The 19,032-nt window shown below is 37.4% G+C and carries 17 protein-coding genes, 2 tRNA genes and 2 other annotated features; of the genes, 13 read left to right on the top strand and 6 right to left on the bottom strand.

Annotated features, from left to right (window positions below):
- Window positions 1-187: 187 nt before the first annotated feature.
- Window positions 188-1,315, bottom strand: coding sequence for an amidohydrolase (locus tag M3183_RS12195; RefSeq protein ID WP_251469984.1), 1,128 nt, complete (start codon window positions 1,313-1,315; stop codon window positions 188-190).
- Window positions 1,316-1,476: 161 nt separating this feature from the next.
- Between M3183_RS12195 and M3183_RS12200 the strand changes: the two genes are divergently transcribed.
- The 4 genes from M3183_RS12200 (at window position 1,477) to dapF (ending at window position 4,763) form a co-directional block, all read left to right on the top strand.
- The gene (locus M3183_RS12200; protein ID WP_251469987.1) at window positions 1,477-1,800 is read left to right on the top strand and encodes a DUF4870 domain-containing protein; all 324 of its coding nucleotides are present in this window, start codon (window positions 1,477-1,479) and stop codon (window positions 1,798-1,800) included.
- A gap of 150 nt (window positions 1,801-1,950) precedes the next feature.
- Entirely contained in the window at window positions 1,951-2,805 is an 855-nt protein-coding gene (locus M3183_RS12205) for a patatin-like phospholipase family protein (protein WP_251470190.1), read from the top strand.
- Window positions 2,806-2,923: 118 nt separating this feature from the next.
- Window positions 2,924-3,715: a hypothetical protein gene (locus M3183_RS12210; protein WP_251469989.1), complete on the top strand. Its 792-nt coding sequence runs from the start codon at window positions 2,924-2,926 to the stop codon at window positions 3,713-3,715.
- A gap of 64 nt (window positions 3,716-3,779) precedes the next feature.
- Complete coding sequence (gene dapF / locus M3183_RS12215; RefSeq protein ID WP_251469990.1) at window positions 3,780-4,763, top strand: diaminopimelate epimerase; 984 nt, start codon at window positions 3,780-3,782, stop codon at window positions 4,761-4,763.
- Window positions 4,764-4,778: 15 nt separating this feature from the next.
- Here the strand turns inward: dapF and M3183_RS12220 are convergent, their stop codons facing one another.
- Window positions 4,779-6,623, bottom strand: coding sequence for a DNA ligase D (locus tag M3183_RS12220; protein ID WP_251469992.1), 1,845 nt, complete (start codon window positions 6,621-6,623; stop codon window positions 4,779-4,781).
- A 128-nt stretch (window positions 6,624-6,751) separates the two neighbouring features.
- Here M3183_RS12220 and ku point away from each other — a divergent pair, with 128 nt between their 5' ends.
- The gene (gene ku, locus M3183_RS12225) at window positions 6,752-7,606 is read left to right on the top strand and encodes a non-homologous end joining protein Ku (protein ID WP_251469994.1); all 855 of its coding nucleotides are present in this window, start codon (window positions 6,752-6,754) and stop codon (window positions 7,604-7,606) included.
- A 57-nt stretch (window positions 7,607-7,663) separates the two neighbouring features.
- Here the strand turns inward: ku and M3183_RS12230 are convergent, their stop codons facing one another.
- The 3 genes from M3183_RS12230 to M3183_RS12240 all read right to left on the bottom strand — a co-directional run bounded on the left by M3183_RS12230 (window position 7,664) and on the right by M3183_RS12240 (window position 8,323).
- Window positions 7,664-7,957, bottom strand: a complete 294-nt coding sequence (locus M3183_RS12230; RefSeq protein ID WP_311315369.1) for a DUF6509 family protein — start codon at window positions 7,955-7,957, stop codon at window positions 7,664-7,666.
- Window positions 7,958-8,149: 192 nt separating this feature from the next.
- Window positions 8,150-8,241 (bottom strand) — tRNA-Ser (locus tag M3183_RS12235).
- 11 nt (window positions 8,242-8,252) lie between these two features.
- Window positions 8,253-8,323, bottom strand: a tRNA-Gly gene (locus tag M3183_RS12240).
- Between the two features lie 208 nt (window positions 8,324-8,531).
- On the opposite strand from M3183_RS12240, the gene M3183_RS12245 reads away from it, so the two are divergent.
- Genes M3183_RS12245 through M3183_RS12255 form a run of 3 tightly spaced genes read left to right on the top strand, consistent with a single transcriptional unit; the run spans window position 8,532 to window position 12,076 of the window.
- Entirely contained in the window at window positions 8,532-9,284 is a 753-nt protein-coding gene (locus tag M3183_RS12245) for a DeoR/GlpR family DNA-binding transcription regulator (RefSeq protein WP_251470192.1), read from the top strand.
- Window positions 9,281-10,195 carry a 1-phosphofructokinase gene (gene pfkB / locus M3183_RS12250; protein WP_251469998.1) on the top strand — a complete coding sequence of 305 codons (915 nt, stop codon included), beginning with the start codon at window positions 9,281-9,283 and terminating at the stop codon, window positions 10,193-10,195. The genes M3183_RS12245 and pfkB overlap by 4 nt, the downstream gene beginning before the upstream one ends.
- Before the next feature lie 12 nt (window positions 10,196-10,207).
- Window positions 10,208-12,076, top strand: coding sequence for a PTS fructose transporter subunit IIABC (locus tag M3183_RS12255; RefSeq protein ID WP_251470000.1), 1,869 nt, complete (start codon window positions 10,208-10,210; stop codon window positions 12,074-12,076).
- A 507-nt stretch (window positions 12,077-12,583) separates the two neighbouring features.
- Here the strand turns inward: M3183_RS12255 and M3183_RS12260 are convergent.
- On the bottom strand, window positions 12,584-13,864 hold the full coding sequence (locus tag M3183_RS12260) for an MFS transporter (protein ID WP_251470003.1): 1,281 nt from the start codon (window positions 13,862-13,864) through the stop codon (window positions 12,584-12,586).
- A 179-nt stretch (window positions 13,865-14,043) separates the two neighbouring features.
- Window positions 14,044-14,291, top strand: a binding site (T-box leader).
- Window positions 14,292-14,328: 37 nt separating this feature from the next.
- Window positions 14,329-14,573, top strand: a binding site (T-box leader).
- Between the two features lie 61 nt (window positions 14,574-14,634).
- Here M3183_RS12260 and trpE point away from each other — a divergent pair.
- From trpE to M3183_RS12285, 5 genes are read left to right on the top strand one after another with little or no spacing between them, the layout of a single operon-like run.
- Window positions 14,635-16,026: an anthranilate synthase component I gene (gene trpE, locus M3183_RS12265; protein ID WP_251470005.1), complete on the top strand. Its 1,392-nt coding sequence runs from the start codon at window positions 14,635-14,637 to the stop codon at window positions 16,024-16,026.
- Window positions 16,023-16,634, top strand: a complete 612-nt coding sequence (locus tag M3183_RS12270) for an anthranilate synthase component II (RefSeq protein WP_251470007.1) — start codon at window positions 16,023-16,025, stop codon at window positions 16,632-16,634. Before trpE ends, M3183_RS12270 begins: the two co-directional genes overlap by 4 nt.
- On the top strand, window positions 16,606-17,631 hold the full coding sequence (gene trpD / locus M3183_RS12275) for an anthranilate phosphoribosyltransferase (RefSeq protein WP_251470009.1): 1,026 nt from the start codon (window positions 16,606-16,608) through the stop codon (window positions 17,629-17,631). Before M3183_RS12270 ends, trpD begins: the two co-directional genes overlap by 29 nt.
- A gap of 1 nt (window position 17,632) precedes the next feature.
- A complete protein-coding gene (gene trpC / locus M3183_RS12280; RefSeq protein ID WP_251470011.1) occupies window positions 17,633-18,421 on the top strand; it encodes an indole-3-glycerol phosphate synthase TrpC in 789 nt (262 codons plus the stop codon).
- Window positions 18,421-19,029, top strand: coding sequence for a phosphoribosylanthranilate isomerase (locus tag M3183_RS12285; RefSeq protein WP_251470014.1), 609 nt, complete (start codon window positions 18,421-18,423; stop codon window positions 19,027-19,029). The genes trpC and M3183_RS12285 overlap by 1 nt, the downstream gene beginning before the upstream one ends.
- Window positions 19,030-19,032: the final 3 nt, after the last annotated feature.

The raw sequence follows: 19,032 nt of genomic DNA on the forward strand, positions 1-19,032 counted from the left end.
AAACTGGTGGCGCACCATTTGCCTTCCCTATTTTATTTTTGTTGTAACGAACAATATAAAACTTAAAAGACCCCCAAATTGTGGTTTGAAAAGTAATATAAATGTATCATACAAGAAAAAAAGCTAAAAGAAAATAGTTTTTTTGGGCAGATTTTATCAAAATTTTTTCCTGTTTTTCTACAAAATTCTATGCATCCTGATATAGTATTCCACCGCCAATCATTGTCCATTTTGGCCTTGCAAGGTAATGAAAGGGGTGATGGCTCCATAAAACTAAATCAGCCTGTTTTCCTGCTTCAATGCTTCCTACAAGATGATCGATTTTTAAATTTCGGGCGGGAAGGATGGTAATGCCTTGAAGTGCCTTTTGTTCAGAAAGTCCTTCCCTTACAGCTAAACTAGCGCAAATATTTAAGTATTGAATTGGGGTATATGGATGGTCTGTTGTGATGGATACTTCAATGCCGTGATCAGAAAGCTCTTGATAGGTTTTCCATGTCTTATTCTTCAATTCAACCTTTGATCTTCTCGTTAATGTAGGCCCTACAGAAACTTTTAAATTCATGCCGGAAAGTTCACTAGCGACAAGATGGCCTTCGGTACAGTGCTCAATTCGTAAATCAAGATTAAATTCCTCTGCTAATCGAACTGCAGAAATAATATCATCCGCACGATGGGCATGGATTCTCACAGGAATTTCTTTTTTTAATGCCATGATGAGCGGGCTGATTCTAAGGTCTTCAGGATTATCCGTATGCATGGCGTTATAAAAAGCTTCCCGAAGCATGCCCATGATTCCCATTCTAGTAATAGAGTCATTTTTCCCTTGGCTGTGAATTCTTTTTGGATTTTCCCCTAATGCTATTTTTAAACCGGCAATTTCCTGAACAATCATTTTTTTGATGTTTTTTCCTGTTGTTTTAATGACAGAAGTGGTTCCGCCAATAATGTTTGCGCTGCCCGGCATGATATGAACAGTGGTTACACCGCTTTTAATGGCATCTGTGAAGGCAGGGTCTAACGGGTAAACTCCATCCATTGCACGGATATGAGGTGTCATAGCCTCGGCCGTCTCGTTAGCATCATTTCCAGCCCAGCCTGTTCCTTCATCATATAGACCCAAATGGGTATGGACGTCAATAAAGCCTGGAAATAGAAAATTTCCTTCACAATCAATTATGTCCATGTTGTCATCGCATGTGATTCCCTTTCCAACCGATTTAATTTTTCCATTTTCAATTAAAACATCAGCAGAATGTAATGGATTTGCGGTAATTGGGTAAACCGTGGCATTTTTCAAAAGTATATTTGTCATAGCAGCCCTTTCTTTAAAGAAAATAATATTTTTTCTATTTTATCAATATTCATTTATAAGGAAAAGATGGGAAATTCCTGTTAAATAGTATGAAACATTTTACGCAGTAATACGTAAATAATAGGGGTAAAGAATAAAATTTCCAATGGGGGAAAAGGCTTATGGTAAAAAATGATGAAAGAATGCTTGCGGCACTGATGTATGTGCTTAGTTTTTTCGTACCAATTCTCGGACCGCTTATTATTTGGTTAATTAAGAGGGATGAGTCATCTTTTATTGATTATCATGGAAAGGAATATTTTAACTTTTTCATTTCTTATACGGTTTACATGTTTATTAGCGGTTTATTGACTATTATTCTGATAGGCTTTGTTGCAATGGCTGTACTGGGAATCATGATGTTCGTCTTTACAATCATTGCGGCAATTAAAGCATATGAAGGCAATGACTACCAATTTCCATTAATATTTAGGTTAATCAAATAAAACAAAAAGAAAACTTGGCTGATTTTTTGCCAGGTTTTTTCTTTATGCAGGCAGCAGTATGAACAATTTGGAAAAGCCTTTTCAGTTTCCAAATCTGTATAGATGAACTATAATGTCAATTAACAAAAATTTACTGGAAGGTTGAGGATGATGGAAAAACAAGTCGGCTTGGTTTTGGAAGGCGGCGGAATGCGCGGTGTTTATACTGGCGGGGTTTTAGAATTTTTTTTAGAAAACGGGTTGTTTTTCCCTTATGTAATAGGTGTTTCAGCAGGAGCATGCAATGCAGCATCTTATTTATCAAAACAAAAAGGAAGAAATAAAGTAGTGACCATTGACTATGCATCCGACCCTAGATATATCTCTTGGAAAAACTATTTTAAAAATCGGCAATTTTTTGGTATGGATTTCATATTTGATGAAATTCCAAATAAACATGTTCCATATCATTATGATGAATTTTATAATAGTCCCTCAGAATTTGTAGTTGGAACGACGGACTGTGTCTCCGGGGAACCTGTTTATTTTAATAAGCAGGACTATGGTCAAGAACTTTTGAAAGTACTGCGTGCATCAAGCTCCCTGCCGTTTATTGCGCCAGAGGTGAAATTTCAAGATAAAATGTTGCTTGATGGTGGAATCAGTGATCCTATTCCAATAAAAAAAGCACAGCGGGATGGATTTGAAAAAAATATTATCATCTTAACACGTAATAAAGGATATAAAAAAAGGCCGTCAAGATTTCATTTCCTGGCCAGCCGAAAATATCCTCAGTATAAAGGATTATTAAATGCACTTCAGAACCGTTATCAAATCTATAATGAAACAATCGATTATCTTGAAGAAGAAGAAAAAAAGGGGAAAGTCCTAATTATTCGCCCTGTTCACCCACTTACTGTAGGAAGAATGGAAAGAAATCCCCAAAAATTAGAATCGCTTTATTACCAAGGATATGAGGACGCAAAACAAGCTATGGATAAAATTCATAATTATATTCATTCTTAAGGAAGAGTTTTATTTTGTTGACTCTTCCTTTTCTATTCTTTTTACTTGAAAATCTTCTATCATTTTTTTCTATGTTTTAAATAAACTAGTATAAGAGATTTAATAAGGAGATTTCCAAATGAAAATAACAGACTATTACCGAGATGCTGCAAATCTAAACTTAAATGGCAGTATGGCAGCTCTAATCCCTATTGTATTAATTGTTGCAGGCAATCTCTTTTTTCTTCAAAATCAAGAAATTATTGTTTTTACCATACCATTTTTTCTTTATAGCTTTCTTTGTTTTCAACTTTACCTTTTACGCAAAAGGCAGTCGATTTCAATCAATAGAAAGATGGTAAGCAGGGAATATGTAAAGAATGGCCATACCTTATTCTCTTCCCGGCATTTTTTAGTACTTTTTCTCAATTGTCAATCACCCAAACTACTTTTTTTTCTTCCGGATGGACAATTGGCAGGGAGTATAACAAAATACAAGGCAAATGGACCTTTTAAACTTAATCGATATAGGATGTTTCATCTGCAAAATGAACAGGATGAAACGATTGGATATTTTAAGGTGCAAGGGAAAAAACAGATAAGAATTCAAGTTTTCGACAAAGCCCAAACATATTTAGGATGTATGGTAAAGACAAAGGATAAGTGGCGGGAAAGTAAGGAAGAATTTCTTGATGAATCAGGTAAATATATTGGGGCAGTGCACGGTTCACGAGTTTTTATGGATGAAAAAATAATTAATCAATCCAATCGGCAGGTAAGCCGCTTGCGACGAGGCTGGATGCCAGTCGAATGGAGTCACTTATTTCCTGAACCCAACACGCCCGTCTTATCATTTGAAGGTAAATTATCTGATCAAGAACGTATGCTTAGGATGTCGTTTTTAATTAATGAATATTTCATCGAAAGGTAAAAGTTCCCCTCAAGCCTTTTGTTTGGTATGATAGGAATATATTTTTGTTCCGGGGGTCTTACTAGTGGAGATAAACTTGATTAAAGGTCATGGATCAGGAAATGACTTTCTTTTAATTGATGAAATCACGAATAACTATACATTTACGGAATCCGAACGAGCCGAACTTGCCAGGCTTTTGTGTAACCGGGAAACAGAGCTTGGTGCGGATGGTATTCTGTTTGTAATGAAAAGCGCACAGACTGACGGCAGAATGAGAGTTTTTAATGCTGACGGATCTGAAGCATCGATGTGCGGGAACGGCCTTCGCCTAGTAGCACGTTATCTTTGTGAATTACTTGGAAAAAATGAAGCAGTTGTGGAAACAATGAAGGCAGATTTAAAGGTAAGCAAACAACCAGAGCTGTTTTCGGATGTTCAAACCTATCAAGTCGAAATTTCACCGGTGCTGTTTGACTTAAAGGCTTTACCGTTAAATTTAAATAAACCGACCTTGTACAATGAAAAAATACATGAATTATCAGAGGAATTAAGATTTACGGCAGTGGCTGTGCCTAATCCACACTTAATAACCATAGTAGATGCAGCAACATTAAAGAGTGATATTCAAAGGCAGCTGAGTGAAAAAGTAAATGGTCCTAATGAGCTGTTTCCGGATGGGGTTAATGTAAGTTTTATTAAGCTGCTCGAAAAAGGTTCGATTTATGTAAGAACATTTGAACGCGGGGTTGGATTCACGAATGCCTGTGGAACAGCGATGTCTGCGTCCTCTTTAGTAACATGTATGCAGGGATTGAATGAATATGAGTCGGTTGTGGATGTCTACAATAATGGCGGAAAAGTCCAGTGTATTGTCCACCAGCTGGGTAAGAAATATCAGATTGATCTAATTGGCAATGCGACATACCTTTATAATGCCTCAGTAACCATTGATTTGTCTGAAAAATCATTTAAAGTAAATCAAAAAAATGAAATGACTGAACAGCATTTTTATGAAAAAATGCAGACTGAAGTGCAGCAGTATTTAAATAATGCAATGAAAGGATAAGGAGGGGCTGCCTCCTTATCTTTTTTTTTCAACACCTTGCTTTAATACATGTAAAACAGGTGCAAATGGCTGTATTTCTTTTGTATAAAAATAATTTCTAAAAGGGTCTCCAAGCTTTTTTAAACGATTTAAAGCATTTTCCATTGTAAACATCTTTGGCTCGAGCTGAACGTTTACTTCCTCCCAGTATAACGGAGTTGCTGCACCACCATGTTCGTTGCCTCTTAATGAATAAGGGGCAATAATTGTTTTGCCTTCCCCATGCTGTACATAGTCCACATAAAGCCTGTTCCCTCGCTTTTTTTTCATTCGTTCAATTGTAAAAGAATCAGGGTCTTTAGTAATCAAATAGTCGGCAATAAAACTGGTAAATAACCTCGTGTCATCAAATGTGAATTCTCCTTCTGGAAGCGGAAGATAAATTTGTAATCCTTTGTTTCCAGAAGTTTTGATAAATCCTATTAAATTAAGCTGATCCAGTACTTCTTTGATTAATAATGCCGCTTTAACTGCTAAATGGAAATCTTCCTTTGATGGGGGATCCAAATCAAAAACAATTTCACTTGGCCCTTTACTGTAAATGGTTTGAAACGGAACATGGAATTCAATTGCCAGTTGATTGCCGAGCCAAATTAGGGTTTTGAGATTGTTGCAAACAATATAATTGATGTCATCTGCTATTTGGGTTTCAACAAAATCCGGAGCATAATCAGGACAGTTTTTTTGATAAAAAGCTTCGCCGAACGTTCCGTGCGGATAACGGATAACTGTCAATAAACGATTTTTTAAAAATGGCAGCATATAGGGGGATACTTCCCGCAAATAAAGGATATAATCTGTCTTTTGAATATGGAATTGTTCCCATAGCGGCTTTTCAGGATGGGTAATCTCTAAATCCTTTGGTAAATTTTTTTGACCAAATTTAAAATGTTCATATGTACAATTTTCTGGCTTTAAATCAAACCGGAATTGATCAAAATGGGGCTCTCTTAATTGATTTTCGTACAGCTCAAGGTATTTTACCTCAAGGCATATGGCAGGTTCAACATAAATAATTTGTTGATCTGAGCTTTTCATGTTTTGTTTAATAATCTGCCCAAGTGCTTGTTTTTCTTCAGGTTTAAATCCAAATAGAACTTGGCCGATTGGATATATTTCATTACCATTGTATACTGATACGAAAAAATAGCCGTTTGTTTTATCATAGGATGTGACAAAACAGTCTACATATTTCCAATTCTTGTATTTTAACCATTGTAAAGAACGTTTACCCTCCTCCCAAGGACTTTGCCCGTTTTTCGCAACAATTCCTTCTCCATCAAATAAAACTACTTTTTCCCATATTTCCATGAAATCCTCATAAGCGGTTACCGGTTGGAGCAGCTGGGGATTTGATGGGTTGGCAAGCAGCTCAAATTCAAGTGAGTGAAATAACTCCATCAGCTTATCTTTTCTTTTTTTAAAGGGTAGTGTATTTAAAGGTTTTCCTGCTAACTCTAATAAATCAAATACCATGAGGCGGCATGGTGCATTTTCTGCTTGTTCGGCTATTTTTGCTGCTGATTTCATACGACCGCGGACTTGTAATGCAGAAAAATTTGCTTTATAAGGGTTCTGCAGCAATACTAATTCACAATCGAGCTGAAGGGGTAAAAAAGGCTGAAATTTAACATCATTTTCTAATGAAAAATTTATAATTTCCGGAAATTGCGGTATTAACGATTTTCCATTTCTGCTTGTTAATTCAATTCCATTTTTATTCCAATCAAGAATTGCACGAAAGCCATCATATTTGACTTCATAAAACCACCCGGGGCGATTAGGACTTTCAAAAGTAAGGGTTGGCAGCATTGGTTTCATTATAAGAATTCCCCTTTTTCATTTAGTATGTGAAAGAACATCTTTTTCATGCTTTGGCAATTGTTTTTATGAATTATGGAGCTGTAAAGGTCAAACAATATGATTAAAAAAGAATGGAGAAATTTTTTATGCATACGATGTGGAAAGGCAGTATTAGTTTTGGACTTGTCAATATCCCCATTAAGCTTCATACAGCGACAGAAGATAAGGACATTAAGCTAAGGACACTGCATAATAAATGCCATGCCCCCATTAAATATGAAAAGATTTGTACAGTTTGTGAAGAGGAAGTTAAACCTGAAGATATTGTGAAGGCTTATGAATATACAAAAGGAAAATTCGTTGTCTTAGAACAGGATGATCTTGAGAAACTTAGAAAAGAAAATGAGGACAAGGCTGTTGAAATCATTGATTTCGTAAAGATTGAAGAAATTGATCCAATCTATTTCGACCGAAGTTATTATATGTCACCAAATGAAGGCGGCAGCAAAGCTTATTCTTTATTACGGAAAGCTTTAGAAGAAACACAAAAAGTGGGATTGGCAAAAATTATTATTCGATCCAAAGAACAATTGGCTGTAATACGTGTTTATGAAAATACACTAGTAATGGAAACCATTCATTTTCCAGATGAGGTTCGCAAAGCGGGGGATGTTCCGAATGTTCCATCAGAGGATAAAGTGACGAAAAAGGAGCTAGATACCGCAATTTTACTAATTGATCAATTAACAACAGAATTTGAACCGGAGAAATACACGGACGAATACCGTACAGCATTACTGGAATTAATTGAAACAAAACGCCAAGGAAAAGAAACTGTCACTGCGGCAGCAAAAGAGCCTCAAGCTTCAAATGTCACTGATTTAATGGCTGCACTTCAAGCTTCGATTGACAGAACAAAACCTAAAACTGCTGCTGCAGTACAAAAGAAAACAGCAGCACCTAGGAAAAAAGCACCTGTTAAGGTAAAAAAAGAAGCTTAAGTTTATTCGACATTTGGGTAAACAACAGGGATTCCGCTTCATACGGAATCCCTGTTGTTAATCATCTATATGCTCCGAACAAAAATGAAGTACTGTTTCCTCTTCATCATCTTCAAGGGCAAAGTCTAAAACTTCATCACTTTCCTTTTCATAAAAATGATAATTGGCTATTTTCCCTTCATCGTTTTCGACAGCAAAAAGAACCCTTAAACCAATCCCTTTTTCAGAATAAAGCTCGTCCTCTTCATCTATATCAAGGTCAAGAAAAAATTCATAGCGGTCTCCCTTTAGTAAGCCAATGGGATCTTCCAATTTTTCTACTGTATAGCTAGTGATATTCAAGTATATCATCCTTTACGTTATTTTCTATTCACGGTTATCCCGCATTAACAGGCCTAACCATCAGTACGGATGGGATAACCCCCGCTGATGGAGTTTCACTTTATTATACACTTTTTTCTAATCATAAATAAAATGGACACCAAAAAATGAGAAAATAAAAAACGCCAGAAATCTCTGCCGTTGTTTTTACCTCTATTTGAATGGCGGAGAAGGTGAGATTCGAACTCACGCGACGGTTACCCGCCCTAACGCATTTCGAGTGCGCCCCCTTATAACCACTTGGGTACTTCTCCAAAAAACTAAAAGCGGGTGAGGGGAATCGAACCCCCGCCGTCAGCTTGGGAAGCTGAAATTCTACCATTAAACCACACCCGCATATCATTGGTTAAGACAATAGTTATTATAACATAATAATTTTAAATATGGTAGTAAAAAACTGAACTTTAATAAAGATAATGAAGAGTTTTTCAGAAAACGTTCAAAAACAATCATAAAAATGATTGATTTTGAAAGAAAATGATTGATTTTTGCAATCGATTTCACTATGATAGGTACAGATACCAAAAATATTGGTGGTGATGATTTGTTAACACCGGAACGTCATCGAGTCATTCTTCAATTGTTAAAAGAAAAAAATATCATTAAAATACAAGAAGTTATGGAGCTGACAAATAGCTCAGAATCAACAATTCGCAGAGATTTGTCGATGCTCGAAAAACAAAAGTATTTAAAAAGAATTCATGGCGGGGCTAAAGTGCTGCAAGGTAAACTCCAAGAACCCAGCATGGAAGAGAAATCCTCCAAAAACCTTCAGGAAAAGCGGCTGATTGCTAAATATGCTGCAAGTTTGGTGGAAAAAGGGGACTGTATCTATCTTGATGCAGGGTCAACCATATTTGAAATGATTGAGTATCTAGAAGTTAAAGATATCGTTGTCGTGACAAATGGGTTGATGCATTTTTCTTCTTTAATAAATAAAGGTATTCCTGTTTATGGAATTGGAGGGTTTGTAAAACCAAAAACCAACGCTTTTGTCGGAAGAGGTGCCTTAGCTAGTCTGGAACTTTACCGTTTTGACAAATGTTTTATGGGTGTCAATGGAATACATCCACAGTTTGGATATACTACCCCAGATCAAGAAGAGGCTTTGGTAAAGCAAAGGGCCATTTCACTTACTAGAGAGGCTTTTGTTATAGCAGACAGTTCGAAATTCTCAGAAATTTCTTTTGCAAAAATCACGGATATACATGAGGCATCTATTATTACAAACGAAATAGATACAGGTATGGAAAAACAATATTTAAATAGAACCACGATAAAGGTTGTGACAACATGATTTATACATTAACATTAAACCCTTCTGTAGATTACATTGTTAAACTTGGCAGCTTTAAATTGGGTGAATTAAACCGTACCAACAATGAGGCGAAATTTCCTGGAGGAAAAGGAATTAATGTTTCCAGGGTTTTAAAACAAATGGGAACGGAAAGTGAAGCTTTAGGGTTTGTTGGTGGTTTTACAGGAACATATATAGAACAATTTCTTCACGAAGAAAACATTGAAACAGATTTTGTTCGTGTAGAGGAAGATACACGAATTAATATTAAACTAAAAACAGCTAAGGAAACTGAAATCAATGCAGGTGGTCCAGCCATTTCAGAAGCCGATTTTCAATTGCTTATAGAGAAAATAAAGAAATTAGGTAAAACCGATTTAATCGTATTAGCAGGCAGCATTCCCACCTCGCTTCCGGTAGGCACCTATGAGGAACTAGTAAAAATATGCCGGGAAAACGGAACACAATTTGTTGTTGATGCTGAAGGAGATCTGCTTAAAAAAGTGATTCCATTTCAGCCGTTTTTAATTAAACCAAATCATCATGAACTTGGGGACCTCTTTCAAGTATCTATCTCCACTCCCGAAGAGGTAATACCTTATGGAAAAGAATTAATTAACATGGGTGCTCAAAACGTCATTGTTTCCCTAGCAGACAAAGGAGCAGTATTTTTAAATAAAGAAATGATTTTATATGCAAAAGTTCCCAAAGGGCAAGTCAAGAATTCTGTGGGAGCAGGAGATTCCATGGTCGCAGGGTTTTTAGCCGCTTATTCTCAAACGAAAGATTGGTTGGAAGCATTTAAATTTAGTGTTGCTTCTGGAAGCGCAACTGCATTTTCTTTGGGACTTTGTACTAAGGAAAAAGCATTAGATGTTATGAAACAAGTTGAAATTACTGAAATTGGTTAGGGGTGTGACAACATGAAAATTACAGAATTACTATCAAAAAATACAATACTGCTTAATATTGAAGGCAGCCAAAAAGAAAATGCCATTGACCAGCTGGTTAATGTTCTAGTTAGTGCTGGAAAAGTAACTGACCGAAATATGTTTAAAAAAGAAATAATGAACCGTGAAGCAAAGAGTACAACAGGTATTGGAGACGGGATTGCTATCCCGCATGCAAAGACAGAGGCTGTGAAAGAAGCTGCCATCGCATTTGGCAAGTCTTTTTCAGGGGTCAATTATGAATCTTTAGACGGGAAGCCTGCCCATTTATTTTTCATGATTGCTGCCCCTGAAGGAGCGAATAATACGCACTTAGAAGCATTGGCTCGTCTTTCCGGGCTGCTGATGAAAGCCGAAGTCCGGTATGAATTATTAAAGGCAGCTACAGCTGAGGAAATAATAAACACCCTTAACAGCTATGACAAAGAGGAGAAAGAAGAAAAGGTTTCTTCTGCAGCTGACAAAATGTCCATCGTGGCCGTAACAGGCTGCCCAACAGGTATTGCACATACTTACATGGCAGCTGACTCTCTAAAAGGAAAAGCAGCCGAAATGGGTGTGCCGATAAAGGTTGAAACAAATGGTTCCGGCGGTGCGAAGAACATCCTGACACCAGAGGATATAGATAAGGCCGCAGCTGTTATTATTGCAGCAGATATCAATGTTGATATGGAACGGTTTAAAGGCAAACATGTTATTCAGACGGCTGTTGCTGATGGAATTCGAAAACCAGAGCAATTAATTGAAAAAGCTTTAAAACAGGATGCTCCTATTTACCAAGGCCAAGGTCAGAATCAGAACAAGTCAGCAGAACAGAAATCAACTAGAAAAGGCTTTTATAAGCATTTAATGAATGGGGTTTCCAATATGCTTCCATTTGTTGTTGGAGGCGGGATTTTGATCGCTATCAGTTTCCTGTTTGGGTATAATTCAGCTAATCCGGATGACCCTTCTTATAATCCGATTGCTGCAGTAATTAAAGCCATCGGAGGGGATAATGCATTTGCTTTAATTGTCCCTGTTCTTGCAGGTTTTATTGCATTAAGTATTGCAGACCGTCCTGGTTTTGCACCTGGTATGGTAGGCGGAATGATGGCTGCACATGGCGGTGCAGGCTTCCTTGGCGGTCTGATTGCCGGTTTCTTAGCAGGATATATTGTTCTTTTGCTTAAAAAGATTTTCGAAGGTCTGCCAAAATCCTTAGAAGGGATTAAAAGTATCTTACTTTATCCTTTATTCGGAATAGCCATTACCGGGTTCTTAATGCATTATGTTATTAATAATCCAGTAGCATGGCTGAATAAAGAAATTACACATTGGCTGACAGGTCTTGGAACAGGAAATGCGGTTCTTTTAGGAATTATTCTTGGTTTAATGATGGCCATTGATATGGGCGGCCCTATCAATAAAGCAGCATATGTTTTTGGGACAGGATTATTAGCAAGCGGTGTATATGAACCAATGGCTGCGATTATGGCGGCAGGAATGGTTCCGCCATTAGCAATTGCACTTGCAACAACTATTTTTAGAAATAAATTTAATGACCAGGATAAAGATGCAGGAAAAGCATGTTATGTGATGGGTCTGTCGTTTATTACGGAAGGAGCAATACCTTTTGCGGCTGCGGATCCGATTCGGGTTATACCTTCCATGATGATTGGTTCAGCTATAGCTGGTGCCCTGTCAATGGCATTTCATATTGGACTAAGAGCACCGCATGGCGGAATTTTCGTAGCATTTTTAGTCGAAAATGGAGCTTTAAAATATTTATTGGCCATACTAATTGGTTCTATCGTTTCAGCAATATTAATGGGTTTCTTGAAAAAGCCTGTAAAAGCATAAAAGAGAAAAAGAGCAGCGTTATTTCAGCTCTCAGATTGCCGAGAAAGGGTATGTTTTCTCGGCAATTTTTTCATTTTATCAAACATAATAACGCTATTTATTAAAGAATTATTCTGCTAACGGGCCCATTGAACAGCCTATTTTTTAATAATAGGCTATGTTAAACTTGGCTGTTGATTTTCGCTCCACAAGGAAGTCTTCATCAGCATGAGCATCGCACGACAAAAAGCGATAGATTTTAGAAGGAGGCACAAGCGGTTCGCGGGCGGCCTCCTCGGCGCCAGCGCCTGCGGGGGCTCCCCTGGCACGTACTCCTTGAGGACATTGAATTACATCCTTGAATTCTCACATGCACGAAGGAAATGCGTTAGCATTTCCGAAGAGTCTTCGTGCCTTCCGCTGCAATCAACAGGGTTATAAAAAAATCAACACCACTCTTTAACTGTATAAAATAAAAAGCTGTCGAAAGTTCTTCGACAGCCTGAGGGCTGAGTTTTTCAGCTCTTTTTATGCTTCTTTAGACTGCGGTTTGATGGCTAATAAGGCCACCATAGCTGCTATGATGCTTAGACTGCTCATAATAATAAAAATCCAATGGTTTGAAAATTTCATTAATATCGCGATAATGGGCGGTCCTGCTGCAACTCCAATAAATCTCATAGAGGAATAAATAGATGTAATGGTGCCGCGTTCCTGCTTTTCAACCCCATCAGTGATTAAGGAATCAAGGCATGGAAGACCAATGCCAATCCCCACCCCGCTAATTAAGAACATAGTTATCATATACCATAGTTTGATCGAGAACCATAAAGCTGCGATAGAAAGCGCCGTTGCAATGATTCCTCCAAACGTCAGCCATTTCATTAATACCTTATTTTTTTTAATGACTTTTCCGCTGATAAATGAAGATAGACAGAGGGCACCAAGCGGTAAAGCTAAAAAGAACCCTTTCTTAATATCCTTAATACCATATTCCGTTTCAAAGACTTCTGAAAGATAAAATAATATCCCAAACAGAACCAGCATAAGAATTCCGCCGATAAAAAAAACAGCATAGAGCCAGCGCCCTTTTTCCTTAAAAGTTTTTTTAATTCCATTAAAAAAGTCGGAAAAAGGGATAGGTTTTTGCGTACTTTTTGGCGATTTCACAAAAAATGCCACCAATAATACGGATATAGCACAAAAAACTGGAAAAGACATAAAAGGTAAAAACCAAATAAAACCAGCGAGCAGCGCACCAAAGATTGGACTTAATACTTTTCCAAAAGTATTAGAGGTTTCAATTAACCCCAAGCAGGTACTCACATCATCTTCATTTTTAAACATATCACCAACCAGCGGCAACACAATTGGAAATGCACCAGCAGCACCTACCCCTTGAAGTGCCCGCCCTGCCAAAATAACCCAATAGGCATTTTCAAATTGCCAGGCAGCCCAGCCGGAGAGAAGTCCGCCAATCCCTGCAATGATAAGACTGGGAATAATGACTTTTTTTCTTCCGATATGGTCTGATAAATATCCCGCTACCGGGATTAATAAAATAGCTATAATCGAGTATACAGTGATTACCATACTGGATTGAAATGCAGTTATGGATAGTTCTTTTTCCATTGATGGGAGAACTGGTATTAACATTGAATTGCCCAATGTCATGACTAAAGGAATAGAAGATAACGAGAGAATTGCCCATTTCTGGCTGGAAATCTCACTTGAACCCTTTTGACTGGAAGCGGACTTCTTTTTTTTAACAGTTCGTGGATTATTCCATAATTGTTCAATATGTTCCATTTGTCTTCCTATCCCGCCTTATAATTATTTGTACAGTTTAATATTTGCAAATATCGACAAAAAAACTGTGGTAGAAAAATCCTAATCAGCGATAAAAAAACATAGCCATTTTGAATTTTCTTAAAAAACTATTGACATTTGGCAGAGTATTTATTAACATAATTATCAAATAAATGATTGCATTGGCATTGACGAAGAGTAGTAACCTGTACAGATTCTAGAAGAGAGCTGATGGTTGGTGAAAATCAGTGATGATGTACTGGTGAATGGACTTCTGAGCCCCCAAACCGAACGATTGTTATGATTTAGTAGGCTTTGGCGAAAATCTCGTCGTTACAAGAGACAGGTATTAAAGCTATGCTTGATACTGGTAAAGTGAGCTATAACTAGCTAATGAAGGTGGCACCACGGGTCTCCCGTCCTTTTTGGACGCGGGGACCCTTTTTATTTTTATAAAATAATATTTAAAATCGCTTTAGTAAGAAGAGTACACTTATTTTTTTCTTTACAGAGAGTCGGAAGAGGTGAGAGCCGATATGGAAAAATTTGTGGAATGGACTTACGAGAGGAGTCCTGAAATTGTAGTAGGGATTCACGGAGTTCCGCCGTTAAAAGGATAGGATATCAAGCATAAAACTTGGTATCTGAAGAGGAAGCAGATTTTTTGCTTCAATGGAGGTGGCACCGCGGGTTATCATTCGCCCTCTATATACATAACAGAAGTTTGTATATAGAGGGCGTTTTTTAGTGTAGAAGAGAGGAGACGAGAAATGGAAACCAGAACCTTTTTCAGGGTAAAAGAGATTAGCGGAGATGTTTTAACCCCCATCTCAATATTGCAAAAGATTAGCGGGGAAAAGAAATTCCTATTGGAAAGCTCAAATAAATTTAATCATTCTGGACGATATTCTTTTATTGGGGCTGACCCAGCCTTGGAACTTATATCATTTGGGAATGAAAATATGATCATTCAGCAAAACGGTGAAACAAAAACGATTAAAGGAAACCCATTAGATATTTTACATGACTTACTGCCATTAAGAGGAGCGGATGATCTCCCTTTCCCATTCATCGGAGGAGCAGTTGGATATGTCGGCTATGACATTGTTAGACAGTATGAAGAAATAGGTACTGAGTTTCCGAATGAACTCAAAATGCCTGACGTTCACTTAATGTTTTATGAAGAAGTGATTGTCTATGATCACTTGGCAGAAAAAGTATTCCTTTGCGGCATCTCCATGAATCCTGAGAATAGTGAGAAAATTGAAGGGAAAATACAGCAAATTGAAGAGGAACTGAAAAAAACATATGATTTTGGTGATGAAGAGTCCTTTTCTTTTTCAGGATTTCATTCAGAAACAACGAAGGAAACTTTTATCAAAAATGTAAAGACTGCCAAAGAACATATTCTCGCTGGAGATATTTTTCAAGTCGTCCTATCACGAAGGATGAAATCGAAGTTTCAGGGTTCTCCTTTGGCATTATACCGAAAACATCGTTCCCATAATCCAACACCTTACATGTTTTATATTGATTTTGACACCTATACAGTAATTGGTTCTTCGCCAGAAAGCCTGATAAAAACAAAAGGGAATACAGTGATTGCCAATCCAATTGCAGGTACAAGAAAAAGAGGAAAAACCAGCTCCGAAGATACAAACCTTGAAAAAGAATTGCTTCAAGACGAAAAGGAGCTTGCGGAACATAAAATGCTTGTAGATCTTGGGAGAAATGATCTTGGTAAGGTATGTGAATTCGGTTCTGTCCGCCTTGAAAAATATATGACAGTCGAAAAATTTCGTCATGTTATGCATATTGTCTCAGAAATTAGCGGCAAGCTTCAATCAGATAAAAAAGCACTTGATGCTCTTGCAGCTTGTCTGCCCGCTGGAACAGTTTCCGGGGCACCCAAGGTACGGGCAATGGAAATAATAAATACCTTAGAAAAATCAAAACGCGGTTTATATTCCGGTGCAATCGGATATGTGTCTGCAAATGGGAACATGGATTTTGCCTTGGCCATTCGAACAATGATTTTAACAGAAGGATCCGCTTATATTCAAGCTGGTGCAGGAATTGTATATGATTCCAATCCTGAGTTTGAATATGAGGAAACATCCAACAAATTAAAATCATTCTTAGAGGGGAGAGAGGCAAAATGATTTTGCTTATTGATAACTTTGATTCCTTTACTTTTAACCTCTATCAATATTTAGGTGAAATCGGAGAAGAAACAGCAGTTTACCGCAATAATCAAATAACAATAGATGAGATAAAAAAGTTAAATCCCAAGGCTATTATTTTGTCTCCTGGGCCGGGAAGACCGGAGGATGCGGGAATATGTATAGAAGTAATTCAAAACTTTTATCGAGAAATTCCCATTTTAGGTATATGTCTTGGCCATCAGGCAATCGGGGCGGCCTTTGGTTCTAAAATTAGAAGTGCACGTACAATCAAACATGGAAAAATATCAGCAATCAGTCATAAAAGCCAAGATATTTTTACCTGCCTGGCCTCCCCATTGAATGTCATGCGGTATCATTCTTTATCAATTGAACATGATACTCTGCCAAAGGAACTTCAATGTATTGCTCAATCAATGGATGACAATGAAGTTATGGCAATTAAACACAAACATTATCCTGTTTATGGCCTCCAATTTCACCCAGAATCAATTGGGACGCCGACAGGAATTCAAATGTTAAAAAATTTTTTAGCTGAGATAGAAAGGATGAGCGAAGATGAAGAGTTATTTACTCCAATTAGCTGAGCATAGGTCATTCACTGAAAATCAAATGAAGGACGCAGTTGATTCTATTCTAGGTGAAGAGGTATCAGAATCAGAAATAGCTGCCTTCTTAATGGGATTGAAATCAAAAGGTGAAACTGTTGATGAGATTGTAGGAATTACAAAGGCCCTAACGGGTAATACATTAAGTTTTAAGAAAAAGTTTCCAGGTGTCATTGATAATTGCGGTACAGGCGGTGACGGCTCCTCGAGCTTTAATATCAGTACAACATCTGCTTTTGTCCTTGCTACTGCAGGTATTCCAGTTGCTAAGCATGGGAATAGAAGTGTTTCAAGCAAAACGGGAAGTGCGGATGTATTAGAATATTTGGGAATCAATCTAAACTTACATCCTGAAGCATTGGAAGAAATTCTTGAGGAAATTGGGATTGCATTTTTATTTGCTCCAAATGTTCATCCAAAATTAAAAAAGGTAACAACCGTCAGAAGAGCTTTGAAAATCCCAACCATATTTAACTTTATTGGTCCATTAACAAACCCAATTGAACTTGATTATCAGCTTTTAGGTGTTTATCGGAGAGATTTGATCACGGTCTTTGCTGAGGTACTTAAGCAGCTTGGAAGAAAGCGGGCAGTCGTTTTAAATGGGGCAGGATTTATGGATGAAGCATCTCTGCAAGGGGAAAATCATCTAGCTATCTTAGATGATGGTGTTATTACCACCAAAATAATAATGCCTGAGGATGTTAACTTACCACAGTATGATAATAGTGCAATCAAGGGCGGGGATGCACAAGTTAACGCAGAAATTTTATTAAAAGTGTTAAAAGGAGAAAAAGGTGCTTATCGTGACACGGTTCTCCTTAATGCAGGTCTTGGCATTTTTACTGCATCTAAAGCTGATTCGATTCAGGACGGCATCAAGATAGCTGGGGAAATGATTGACTCAGGAGCAGCATATGAAAAATTGACAGTATTAGTTGAAAAATCCAAAGCAGTTCAAATGGAGGCAATTTAAAATGGGTACAATTTTAGATAAAATTATCGAGCAAAAGAAGAAAGAAGTTGAGCTTCTGCGTAAGAATGAAAACTCAACATCACCCCCCCATTTTAAAAAAAGATCATTTATTGAGAAATTAGAGAAAGCTAAAGAGCTAGCCATTATTTCTGAATTTAAAAGGTCATCACCTTCTAAAGGGGTTATTAATGACCATGCTGACCCTGCTGAACAGGCTGCAATTTATGAAAGAAATGGAGCCAGTGCTATTTCAGTCTTGACAGACCATACCTTTTTTAAAGGATCATTTTCGGATTTAGCTGCAGTCCGTGAAGCTGTGGATTTACCGATTCTTTGTAAGGATTTTATCATTGATACCCTGCAAATAGACCAGGCACGCGGCTATGGGGCTGATATTGTGTTATTAATAGTTGCCGCTTTGCCAGAAGAAAAATTACATCAACTCTATCGATATGCTAAAGATTTAGGGTTAGAGGTCTTGATGGAGGTCCACAATGAAGCCGAGCTTAAAACCGCTTTAACGACAGGGGCTAAATTGATCGGTGTAAATAATAGAGATTTAAAAACTTTTAATGTTTCATTAGAAGTAACTGAAAAATTGGCTGCAATAGTAAAAGAATCAGGTGCATTTTTAATCAGTGAAAGCGGTCTTCATCATGATCAGGATGTTGAACGTGTCCGAAACGCGGGTGCAAACGGAATTTTAGTTGGTGAAGCTCTTATGAAAAGTTCAAATTTAAAACAAACTTTTGAAAACTTTCGTCAGCCGTTAGCTGCAGGTACAAAATAGTGAAAGTTAAAATTTGCGGTATAACAGATGTGGAAACAGGGGTTATGGCGGTTGAATATGGGGCAGATGCAATTGGATTCGTTTTTGCTGAAAGCAAGCGTAAGATATCTGAAAAAGCGGCAAAAGAAATAGTCGTAAATCTGCCAAAACATGTTTATAAAGTTGGAGTATTTGTCAATGAATCACGTGAGGAAATAGAAAGAATTGCTTCCTTTGCGGGGTTAACTCATATTCAATTACACGGTGATGAAACTGCTGAGTTTTGTCAATCCATCCCATATCCGGTTATTAAAGCTTTTAGTTTCCAAAGCAATGAGCAGCTGACAAAAGTATCGGATTTTCCAGCTGAATTTATTTTACTTGATAGTCCAAAAGGAAAATATCGAGGCGGAAATGGTACAGCGTTTGACTGGCATGAAGTGAAAATTGAATTGCTAAAAGAGAAAAAAATAATCCTTGCTGGCGGGTTGGATGCAGCTAATGTAGAAAATGCCATCGAAATCATCAAGCCATATATGGTTGATGTCAGTTCAGGAGTAGAAACAAATGGTGTAAAGGACTTTGAAAAAATGAAAGCATTTATTAACAAGGCAAAAGGGACTCATTAGGGG

Origin of the sequence: Neobacillus mesonae, assembly GCF_023715155.1 — a bacterium.
GTDB classification, from domain to species: domain Bacteria; phylum Bacillota; class Bacilli; order Bacillales; family Cytobacillaceae; genus Neobacillus; species Neobacillus mesonae_A.